Annotated in this window: 9 protein-coding genes; 4 read left to right on the top strand and 5 right to left on the bottom strand. The window is 35.6% G+C overall.

Features of this window, described 5'->3' with window-relative positions:
• The 5 genes from ENL20_06415 to ENL20_06395 form a co-directional block, all read right to left on the bottom strand.
• Positions 1–1,019, bottom strand: a 1,019-nt coding sequence (locus ENL20_06415) for a hypothetical protein (protein HHE38188.1), incomplete at its 3' end; no start/stop codon positions are given.
• Positions 1,020–1,254: 235 nt separating this feature from the next.
• Positions 1,255–4,269, bottom strand: a complete 3,015-nt coding sequence (locus tag ENL20_06410; GenBank protein ID HHE38187.1) for a T9SS type A sorting domain-containing protein — start codon at positions 4,267–4,269, stop codon at positions 1,255–1,257.
• A 206-nt stretch (positions 4,270–4,475) separates the two neighbouring features.
• Entirely contained in the window at positions 4,476–5,051 is a 576-nt protein-coding gene (locus tag ENL20_06405) for a hypothetical protein (GenBank protein ID HHE38186.1), read from the bottom strand.
• A 151-nt stretch (positions 5,052–5,202) separates the two neighbouring features.
• Positions 5,203–6,891 (bottom strand): hypothetical protein, encoded by a 1,689-nt coding sequence (locus ENL20_06400; protein ID HHE38185.1) that lies wholly within the window; start codon positions 6,889–6,891, stop codon positions 5,203–5,205.
• A 243-nt stretch (positions 6,892–7,134) separates the two neighbouring features.
• Positions 7,135–7,944, bottom strand: coding sequence for a DUF1848 domain-containing protein (locus ENL20_06395; GenBank protein ID HHE38184.1), 810 nt, complete (start codon positions 7,942–7,944; stop codon positions 7,135–7,137).
• Positions 7,945–8,133: 189 nt separating this feature from the next.
• Here ENL20_06395 and ENL20_06390 point away from each other — a divergent pair, with 189 nt between their 5' ends.
• The 4 genes from ENL20_06390 to ENL20_06375 all read left to right on the top strand — a co-directional run.
• Positions 8,134–9,360 carry an ABC transporter permease gene (locus ENL20_06390; GenBank protein HHE38183.1) on the top strand — a complete coding sequence of 409 codons (1,227 nt, stop codon included), beginning with the start codon at positions 8,134–8,136 and terminating at the stop codon, positions 9,358–9,360.
• A 62-nt stretch (positions 9,361–9,422) separates the two neighbouring features.
• Complete coding sequence (locus tag ENL20_06385) at positions 9,423–10,094, top strand: ABC transporter ATP-binding protein (GenBank protein HHE38182.1); 672 nt, start codon at positions 9,423–9,425, stop codon at positions 10,092–10,094.
• A gap of 316 nt (positions 10,095–10,410) precedes the next feature.
• Positions 10,411–11,409 (top strand): DUF1016 family protein, encoded by a 999-nt coding sequence (locus ENL20_06380; GenBank protein ID HHE38181.1) that lies wholly within the window; start codon positions 10,411–10,413, stop codon positions 11,407–11,409.
• A gap of 120 nt (positions 11,410–11,529) precedes the next feature.
• The coding region (locus ENL20_06375) for a hypothetical protein (protein HHE38180.1) at positions 11,530–11,851 on the top strand (322 nt) is incomplete at its 3' end.

The following is an 11,851-nucleotide window of genomic DNA, read 5'->3' as shown; positions in this document are numbered from 1 at the left end:
CTTTCGTATTTGATGATCTTATTAACAACAGTTGCCAGTTGCGTCAAAGAGCGAACCGGAATTCTACCAAGCATAATATCCGGGAAATAATCATCACCTTCCAATAAAGTATATGGATGATCGGTTACATCCCAAGGAGTCCAGTAACCTTCGACAAAATATGAGGGCAGGACAATAGTACCATCCACATCACCGATCAGGATAACATTTTCCGGCGGATAGTCCCAATTATCATAAGCATTCTGGATGAAATTTTTAATGGAAGTATTGCTCGAACCTGTTTCCGTTAAAGTTGCGAGCCTGGTTTTGTAACCCAGTTTTTCTTTGTGTCTTAATAAGGGCTGTAAATAGGAAACACAATTATCAGGAGCGATCAGAAGGTAATTTCCATTATAATATGAAGGAGTTTCTGTTCTTCCGGATTTTTCAATAAGAATGTTGGAAAAGGGTTTAATATTGGAATTTCTATCATTAGCAACAGAATTTTCATTTTTGGAAGGATCTAATTCCAAATCTACTTTGATATTTTTCAGAATTCTTATTTTGTTAAGAGCAGGATTATATTGAGCAGCAGCGAGGGAAATTTGAGAAAACCTGACTCCTCGCATTATACTTGGTTTGGAAATTTTTATAATTTCTTTGGGAAACCACTCGTCTTTATAATAAAATTCGGAATTTATGGGAGTGTTATCTTCCCAACCGAAAGGAATGATCTTTTTATCCAAATCCAATTCTTCAAAATCATATTCCAGATCTTTCAGAACATAATTTCCAGTGTTTGGAAGATTTACTAATTTGGAAAATACAGGTAATTCTGCTTCTCCGTTATTTCCGGTTTTACCGAAATCTGAAGTATCGAATTTCAGATATTCGATTCCGTTAATTTTTTGTGCTGGAAATTTCTCAAGCTCGAAACTACCTGAAATTGTTAAGATATTATTTTCAAGAGATAATTCGATTCCCTGCAAAAAGTAAAATGTCAATACAAACAGGATGACTAAAGCGAAGATTATTTTCATATTTTTCCTTTTGTTGCTCCTTCATAGTTCGGAACTTGTTCCGAGACATTTATTTCTGTTTTTGTTAGACCGAACAAGTTTGGTTCTACATTTCACAATCAAGACCGTGTCAGGCATTTGACGGATGATTGAGTTATAATGTAGCACAGAATTGTATTCTGTGATAGATTGATTCTTTGAAAATTTCACATTTTACAAAAATGTGCTACGCTCGAACTCGGAAAATCGAGTTACATCACCTCAACAACAAACACTTTTTCGTATCGATACTTTTCCCGTCAATTCTTAAATTATAGAAATAGATTCCGGAACTTACTGCTTTGTTATTACTATCTTGTCCATCCCAGATGACTGAATGCTGTCCTGCTGATCGCTGATTGCTGACAATCTGTTTTACTTTTTGTCCTTTGATGTTATAGATATTGATTTCGGTGTTTTCGGTGTTTTCGGTGTTTAATTGAAAAGAAATTGTGGTGGAAGGATGGAAGGGATTGGGGTAATTAGCAATTAATCTTCCTCGAGTTGGAATTTCATGTTCTTCATCATTTTGAACGACTGGACCTTCTCCATAATTTGTTTCTGTATAACTCAAAACAGCATGCCCTAGTTGAGTTCCGGATTTGATCTGCAGAAAATAATAATCATGCGGATTTTCTATTTCTGCATATTCATCAAAGGTTTCCCAATCCGACCATTCGATGATCCCGACATTATCGAACCATGATAATGCTTCTCCGTCAGCAGGCATATCGCTGTTCAATCTGATATCGAAGAAATTGCAGTTGTCCGGAACTTCGAGCTTCTTCCAATAAAAATTCCAACTTGTGTCACCATCGATCAAAACTCCGATATCTTCTGTATCTAGCCAAGGATTATCACCTCTTGTTTGATAATACCTGGCTTCGATCGTAACATTACTTCCATTCTGGGTTTTGAAATATCCGTGCAAAGTAAAATCACCGTCAGAATATCTTTTAATTCGATTGGTAAAATTCGTGACAATATTATCTCCGGAATCAGGAAATCTGCGATGACAGATGGAACGCTCTCCTTCATAAGATTCAGTATCATCATACCATTCGTCATCACTGTTCAGATTCCAGAGAGTACAGCCTTCATCTTCGCAGTTGCCAAACCAGACGATCTCTCTACCCAAACGATATTGCCAGCTATTTCCGGGAGTGATCGAATTGATCAAAGAGATATGACCGTCTCTTTGTAATTTAAAAGGTTCGGAAAACCATTCCCCGTTATTTTCCGAAAGCGATAATATTTCTGCATAATCTTCCGTGTTTATTTCCATATTCAGAGTATCAAAAATAACTGAAGCTGTGATCTCTTCCCGATCTACATGCAGGTAAGTATTCATTTCTTTGGAGCGTCTGGCTACATAATCGAGGATGTGCAGACCGAGTCCGCCTTCAGCTCTTTGGGGAATATAATCATCGATGAAAACAGGAGTAACAGAATATTCATAAAAACCGGTTTCATTGATCTTGGTGTTCAGGATCATAGTCGGCATTGTTTCCGCATAAGATAGGTCGAAAGCAAAATTTCCAAGTGAATGAGCGATCAGTTTTCCGTTATAGATTTCCAAACCCTGAATTATGTGAGGATGGTGACAAATAACAGCATCTGCTCCGGCATCGATCATGAAATGTCTGTATTCAACATCCCACATGTGTGGAATGTCTAAGCGGAAAGTGTATTCCTCATCTTCCGGGAAAGGTTCTTCATATTGATAAAGCGGAATGGATTTATCGTAATTGCTTCCGGGTTGAGTTGAATATTCGCTGCCGCAATGAACTTCAACAACGATCAGATCAGCAACATCCTGAACTTCCTGGATCTGTTTCTGCACATAATAAGGAGTCATATAAGCAAATCCCGGTTTGTTGAATCCAGCATTTAAATACGGTTGATAATTGTTGTATTGACCGGTTCTGTCGCTGGAAGCAAGGAAAGCGATATTCACACCGGATTTATTGTAAAAAAGAGGTAAATAAGCTTCATAAGAATCTGCTCCTGCTCCTGAATATAGAATGTTGTTATCTGCCAGAACCTGTTGAGTTTCCTGCATTCCGGGCAGCATATAATCATATACATGGTTGTTGGCAAGGGTGATAATATCGATTCCGGCATAAACCAGACCATCGACATTTTCGGGAGAACCTTTGAAATAAATCGTCTTGGTCGGATGGTGCTCCCAATGTGTTGTGAGCGGACATTCGAGGTTAGCAATTGTAATATCAGCAGCATTTCCCAGAATATCCAGGGTTGGTTCAAATATCGCTTCAACTCCTTGAGTAGGAATTATTCCTCCACCACTTTCATAGCCACGAGCAAGCATGATATCTCCGACAAAGTTCATGGTGATGGGAAAGGTTGTTTCTCCTTCATCAACTTCGATTTGACAGACTGCTTGTCCCCAGCAATTTGTAGTATCGACAACTTCAAGCAGAACCGTGTAAGGATGATCATCTTCAACTAAATATGTGTGAATCGGATTTTGCTCGACACTGGTGGAATCATCTCCAAAATCCCATAAGAATAGATGATCTTCGCTGTCAGGATCGATAACTTCGGAATAAAATTGAACATCGACATTCCGTTGTCCATTTTGTTTACGATAAATATCTCCGATGTCGTAACTTATCTCGACCTGCGGTGGAACGGGAAGATCTTCGGTAATATTTAAAATTTCATCAAAATAAACAATTCCGGGATCTCCATCATCTTGATCGTTGACGAAAACTAAAGATTCGATAGTTGGATAATAATCATACCAGGCAAACCAGTCATCAGCAACCGGAAGTTGGATCAAATTCCAGGTTTCTTCCTCGAATGCACCCTGATAAACCGGAATCCATTCTTCAATGTCGAGTTCTTGTGTTCCGAATAAAGAATAAAGTAGAACATTTGCTGTATCCATGATTCCAAACGCTTGTATTTCGCTAACTTCTTGAACAAACATTGCTATCTGCCAGACATTTCCGGAATCGATCACGGTCGGTTCGATATCCTCAACTTTCCAGGTGTTACCGAAAATTCGTAGAGAAAATGGAGAGTTGTTAAAAGTGTTGATCTGATCAAGAGCCCAATCATCAGGATCGTTATCTTCTCCGGGAAATGAATAAAGGTCGATCTCTCCGTCATCGAAGTTTTCGATTACTTCATATCGCGAATTTAATCCTTGTGAAAATAACATTATAGAAATTGAGGTAAATACAAAAAATAAAAATTGTTTCATTTATTTACTCCTGGTTTTATTCATAATTGTTAACGCATAATTGATTCCGAAAATTGGATGATTTAGACTGGACTTCATCAACTTCAGTTAGATGGAGTTCAGTCGAATGTTTCCGCCACCCAATTCCATCTTATATTTCAGTTCTACGATTTGAGGTAGTTTGTCGTCTCAAGTCCACCGTCGCTTCGCTCCTCTGAAATCGAGTCTCAATCAAATAGTAGTTTTCCAAATTCCTTTTCTTTCATATATTTCTCATGCTCTTTTATTTGTTTCTTGTATTCTCGCGGATTTCCGAAATAAGCTAAAAGCAATTCATTATTATAAAGTTTTCCATTTCTCAAACCAATCCACTCCGGATAATTTGAATATTTCCAGTCTTCCAATTCTTTGACTAATCCTGCTTTTACCGGATTATAATGAATATATTGGCATAAATAGATAAGATAGTTTTCCTTTTTGATATGTATATGCTGTAAAGGCTCCCGATAAAGTCTACCTTTTCTTTTATATTTGAAATTATAATGTGGAACATAAGAGTTGTTCAAGTCATTGAAAATTTGATAGATTGGTTTATCGGATTCTTGTCTCAAGAGAAAATGGAAATGATTTGGCATCAAACAATATGCAAAAACAGAAGTAGGATATTTTTCCAACTTGAGATTGAATTTGTCTAAAAACCACAAATAATCATCATCTTCCCTGAATAATAATCCATTTTCGACAGCATGATTATAAAAATGGAAATATTGGTTTTTAATGAATTCTTCTTTTTTGCAGCGCATAATTTTCTCAATTAGACTGGACTTCATCGCGAAGCAGATGGAGTTCAGTCGAATGCTTCCATCACCAATTTCATCTCATATTTCAGTTTTACGATTTGAGGTAGTTTGCCGTCTCAAGTCCATTCTCGCTACGCTCTTATGAACTCGAGTCTCATTTTGCTATCCTTCTTATCATATAAAACTGTTTATTTTCAGCAATAAATTCTCTCCAAAAAATATCATCGACAAATTCTCCGTTGGTATTTATTTCAAAATTATCATAAGGATCAGCAGAAGAATAAACCTCATAATCGTAATCCGATTCATCTTCCCATTGCAGATAAAGAGAATCGTTATTAGCAAAGATCGTGATATTCGCAGCTTGAATAAATTCCGGTTTCAGAGAGATATTGAGTTCAGTGTTTGAAAATTCATCAACTGTCACATCATAATGCCTGATATCAGCATATCCTTCTTTATGAAAAGTAAATGTATATTCTCCGGGAAGCAAAAGCCGGTAATACCTTCCAAAAGTGGAATCACTGCGAACCGGCTCTACTTCCGTCATTCCTCCGACGCTATCAATTTCCGTAACATAGATTTCAGCGATTACCGGTTCATCATTTTCATCCGTAATATTTCCGGTTACAGTCGAATGATTTACTCTATCGAGCATTATAAGAGCAGCTTGCAGGTTATCTTCGCAGATCTGCTGAACCTGTGATTCAGGAGGAATAAAGGTTGTTGCCAGTTCGACTGTAAAAGAAAAAACTCTTTGTTCAGCATAACCCCAATCTCCCATTGTTCCCTGACATGTATAACCGAAATCAACAGCTTGCATCGGAGTGTAATGCCCTCCTCCTGTTATTCGAGGAATCGTTTCAGCCATTTCAACTGCCAGATCATCCATTATTTCATGATCGAGTGAACATGCTCCGGGAAGATGACCGAGAGGATATAAAACCCATTGACCTGATGAGTGGTATGTTATTCCCGCATAAAATTTATATGCATAGATCAAATCACGAGCATAGACTGTTTCCTGTTCGGACCAGGCATTAGGACCGTGATAAATCGATGAACTCGGACTATCGGATGCTCCGTTACTTCCCCAGACATATCCGAAATTCCTGTTCAGATCAACACCATCTGCGGAACTGTAATCCGGTAATCCGTTTTCATTATTATCTCTCATGCTTTTGCGATGATAAGTGTGCCAGCCTTCCGTAACGAGTTTGTGTCCATCAGGATTCATCAATGGAATGAACCAGATTTGAGTACTGTCGATCCAACTGGTAACGCTGTCGATAACTCCATAATTGGAAACGAGATAATTCAAAATATACATATCGACTTCCAGGCTGATCGGTTCACGGGCATGAATTTCTGCGGCATAGAAAACATTCGGCTCATCTTCATTTGTGGTTGGATTGTCGGAGAGTTTCAGACACCAGATCTTAAATTGAAAATCTGAATAATCATCATCTCCGTGAAGATAGTAATCGTGACAGGTTGAATTTCCGAGAGAGGTTAATTCGGTTATACTGGGATAATCTGCTGCAATTTCCTGTAATTCTGTTTCCACATCTTCGTAATTCCGATAGCCGGCAATATCTCGTAATCGCTGTTCTTCGGTTGAGAGAATTTCAAAATCGTATTGATTGTTATTGAAAAAATTCAATTGATCTTCATCGATTATGATTTCAACTTTTTCATTTTTCCGGAAAATAACGATTTCGATATTTTGTTCTTCTATCCATTTTAGAAGTTGATCATTCGGATTTTGGATTGAAATGTGGAGTTCGCTTGCGGATAGAAATGAAATTGTAATTAATAAAATAATTGTTAAAAAATATTTCATAAACACCTCTTTAAAATTTGAGATGATTTTTTTCTGATTGGATAAATGCTGTCAAAGTAAATTTTTCTGAGACTGGACTTCATCGGCTTTAGCCTGATGGAGTTCAGTCGGAATGCTGATAAAAACTCATTTTTTAAATCCCGTTTCATTGTGGGTTGATGGTTTTTCTCAAGTTCAGTTTTGCTTTTGGATGGTCGTCGTCGTCTCAAGTCCATTCTCGCTTCGCTCTTATGAACTCGAGACTTAATCTGCATAACAATAAAGACAATGATGTAAACAAGTATTGTAATCTCCAATATCGATACTTTGCACACATTTGCATTCTTTTCGCTGATTTCTATCTTTTCTAACATCTAACGGCTGACGGCTAATTTCTGAAATCAATTCATCATCGATACATTTTCCGGCTGGAATTCCAACTTCTGTAAAATCGATTTTTTCAGCGCAAGATTGGATCTTGAGATCATATTTTTTTGCAATTTCAAAAAACTTTCCTGCGATTTCGATTTTTTCATTTTCGGAAACCTCCTTCAAATTCAGATGTTTGGTTTTCCTTTTTGTTTTTCGATAAAGATCAAGGAAACTGATGATACATTTTTCGGTGTGATGATGAAGTTTATTTGCCAGATCATCAAATTGCTCAAAATGATAATTCTGATCATACTTCTCTGAAAGTAAAATCGGATCATATCTCCAGATAACTTTTTTTCTTCCGATCAAATCAGATAATTTTTTAAAAGCATCGATTATTTTGGTTTTTTCAGGAACATTCGTTTCAATATCTTTTTGATAAGGATTTAAAGTAAATAAAAAATAATAGAAATAATCTTTCAGTAAATTTAATTTTCCAATCATCTTTTCGGGATTTTTAGTCCAGAACACAAAACCAAGAACATCCTCTTTTTTCAGGCTGACATTTCTGATCTGGTTCGGATTGAAAGGATTTTTGACTTCAACATAACCTTGCTTCAATTTTTCAAAAAACCAATCATTATGAAAAGCGGGAATGTCTGTTCTCCTACTAACACTAATGATATTTTTTTCATTTTTCATGATGTAAATTTCTAATTTCGATTATTGAAGGCAAGATATTTCTCGGAACGAGTTCCGAGTTACTGTAGAACCGAACTTGTTCGGTTTCCTAAAAAAAAGGTCTCGGAACAATCAGTCATGAGCCGGACTAAAGGTTCCGAACTACAGACAAAAGTTGACAGAATTCTTTTATAATAAAAGTTAAACACCATGAATAAAGTGGTTGGATATTTTTTAAAGAAATATATTTTTTCGCCTAAAAAGGAATGGCTGCGGTTTGATTCGATTTTTATGGTCGTTGGGATCGTCATTTCTGTTGCAACTTTAACGGTTGCACTTTCCATTTTTGAAGGATATGAGAAAGTCCTGAAAAAGACGATTCTGGGAGTTAATTCCCATATTTATATTTTTAATCCCGGAGAGGGAAATCTGGATAAAGAAAATATCGAACAATTATCAGGATTTTGTGAAGAACAGACTGAAATCGAAAGTTATGCAGCCATCATTATGACGCAAGCGATGTGTACGAATGAGAAACGAGTTAAAGGCTGCTTGCTTCGGGGTATAGATTGGAGGCAGGAAAATCAGCCGACTTCTTATAAAGAATATATTTCAGAAGGAAGATATGAATTGCAAAATCTGAACGAAGCAGTGATCGGTTATAAATTAGCGAAAAGCCTGAACCTGTCAATTGGAGATACTTTGACATTGATCAGTCCTTTGAATTCGCAGATTACTCCGCTGGGAATGAAACCGCAAAAACAGGAATTTTTAGTTGTTGGTCTCTACAAATCCGGAATGTATGAATATGACAGCAAATATGTTTTTATGAATTATCAGTCTGCTGCGGAATTTATTTCAGCAGTTAACGAATATTCAATGCTTGAGATCAAACTTTCTGATGAAAATATCGAAAGAGCGGACTACCTTGCTTATCGCTGGTCTTCCGAACTAGATCATCAATTTCAGATAACTTCCTGGATCGATTTTAACGGAAATCTCTTTTCTCTTCTAAAACTGGAAAAATGGGTGATCTTCATTATTCTCAGTTTCCTGATTTTGATTGCTTCCTTTAATGTCGTCAGTTCTGTCTCCACTTCTATCATTGAAAAAAAACAGGATCTGGGAATTCTTAAAGCGTTTGGAGCATCGAGCAGGATTTTGAAAAATATTTTTATCGGGAAAACATTTATTATCTCGATCTTTGCTGTTACTTTTGGACAAATTTTCGGTGTTCTGATCGCGATATTTTTAAGTAAACAGACATTTTTCCTCTTAAAAGGAGATGTCTATTTTTTAGAGAAAATCAATGTGAGTTTTAATTTATTAAGCTGGATAATAATACTTCTCGTTTCATTGTTAATAATTTCAGGAGCATCATTTATTCCTTTGAAAAAAATCACAAAACTGGATGTAACGGAGATTTTAAGGAGTTAGATATAGGATATTTCCATTATTTTTCCCTTCTTTTCTCAAGAGAAGGGATTAGGGGATGAGTTATGTGTTTATTAAGAATTAGAAATTTAAAAAAAAGTTATAAAGAAGCAACAGGAAGATTGCAGATTCTGAATGGAATAGACTTGGAAATGAAGTCCGGAGAAATGGTTGCTATAACCGGAGAGTCAGGAAGCGGGAAAAGTACTTTCCTGCATTTATTAGGAATGCTCGATAGTCCTGATGAGGGGGAAATCTATTATTCAGGAAATGAGATAAAGATCAGTGATAGAAAAGTTAATGAATTCAGGAATAAGAAGATCGGTTTTGTCTTTCAATTTCATTATCTTCTTGGAGATTTTACAGCAGAAGAGAATGTTGCGATGCCCATGTTTTTAGCTACCAAAAATCTTAAGAAGAGTATAAAAGAAGCCCGAAAGCTGCTGAAAGCTCTTGATATTTTTGAGAGAAAAGAACATTATCCAAACCAGTTGAGCGGAGGAGAGCAACAGAGAGTTGCAGTTGCTCGTGCTTTGATCAATAGTCCGGAAATAATCTTTGCCGACGAACCGACCGGAAATCTCGATTCTCATCACAGCGAAGAACTGATAAATTTGATCATTGAATTAAATCGATCTAAAAAACAGACTTTCCTGATAGCAACTCATAACCGCGAAATTGCCGGAAAAATGGATAGACATCTTCATCTGGAAGAAGGAATTCTGAAGGAAATTTAATATTTAATATTGAATATTGATTTTCGAATGATGATTGTTGAATAAAGATTGTTGAAGAAATAAGAAAAAAGAATATCGAATGGTGATTGCTGATTGTTGATTGTTGAAGAAAGAAAAAGAGAAAATATCAAAAGATGATAACTGAAATTCTAATGAATAGTATAAATTGTCCGTGCATTGCACGGACAATTCAACCTGCATTATTAAGGAAAATATATTATTGAGTGATAATTTGTAATGATTACAGAATTATCGAAACAAAATTGTGAACGCAATGCGTACACAATTGAAATGAAAATTAGTTGGAAATATAAGTATGAATAAAGATAAACAATTACAAAAATCAGGAAATGAGCAAATCGATAAACAGAATTACCAATATCTTTTGGAAGAACTGAAAAGTATCATTTCCAAAGGAAGATATACTGCTTATAAATCAGTTGATAATATCAAAGTTCAAACTTACTGGCAGATTGGTGAAAGAATCGTCCGGGAAGAAATGAAGTTCAAAGATAGAGCTAATTATGGAAAATATTTAATCCGAAATTTAGGATCAGATTTAGATGTCAACAGACAAAGACTATATGAAATTGTAAAATTTTATAGGATTTTTCCAATTGTCCGGGCATTGCACGGACAATTGAGTTGGAATCACTACCTTTGTTTGATCGGAGTTGAAAATGAAAAAGAACGAGGTTTTTATCAAGATCAGGCAATTTTGCATTCATGGAGTTATCGAGAACTTAAAAAACAGATCAAATCCAATCTTTATGAAAATACATCCAAGCAGGAAATCATAGAAATTTCCCAAACAAAACTACCTGCCATCGACACAAAAAAGATTTTCAAGGATACATACGATTTTAATTTCATTGAATTTAGTTCTAAAAAAGACGAAAAAGAATTGGAAAAAAAGATTACTCATAATTTTGAAAAATTCCTGCAGGAATTAGGTGAAGATTTTTTCATCAAAGGAAAACAAATTCCCATCAAGATCGATAATGAAACGCATTATATCGATCTGGTTTTGTATCATCGAGGAATTCCGTGTATTATTTTAGTCGAATTGAAAATCGGGAAATTGGACAGTCGCGATATTGGTCAGATGAATAAATACATCGGTTATTACAGGAGAAATAAACAATATTTTCACGAAAAAGATACGATCGGTCTGATCATCTGTAAAGAAGCAGGTAAAGAAGAAGTTGTTTATGCTTTAGATGGTTTGGAAGAAAAAATATTTATTGCGAAATATAAAATAAAATTACCGAGTGAGGAAAAGATCAAAAAAGCGATCAGGAAACTTGGAAATTGAATATTGAATATTGGATAATAATTGAAGAATGATGATTGTTGAAATTCTGAAACACTAAAATGCTGAACTCTGTTTTTCTTTGCGTCATCGCGTCTTTGCGGTAAATCTTTAGAGGAATAATTGAAAAAAAAGAAATGGCTTTTAATTATTGTTGCTATCATTTTTGTCATTAATATCGCTTTTTATGTGGCGATCAGGATGACAAAAGTGGATGAGATCGTAAGGAAAAAATTCTCTTCATATCTTGCTGAAGAATTAAAAGCCGATGTTTCCATAGATCACCTTTCGTTTAATGATAAGCAGTTGAACATCTCTGATCTGACGATTATCGATTCTGCTCGCACTTACCAACTTTCAATCAAGCAAGTATATGTTGAATACAATTTATTAAAACTGCTTTTCTCAAAGTTTAAGAATTTACAGGCAATCAAAAGCATAAAGG

The organism is Candidatus Cloacimonadota bacterium, assembly GCA_011372345.1.
GTDB lineage: Bacteria > Cloacimonadota > Cloacimonadia > Cloacimonadales > TCS61 > DRTC01.
Note: the sequence above shows the minus strand (reverse complement) of the source record. Positions and strands in the feature narration are given on the sequence as shown.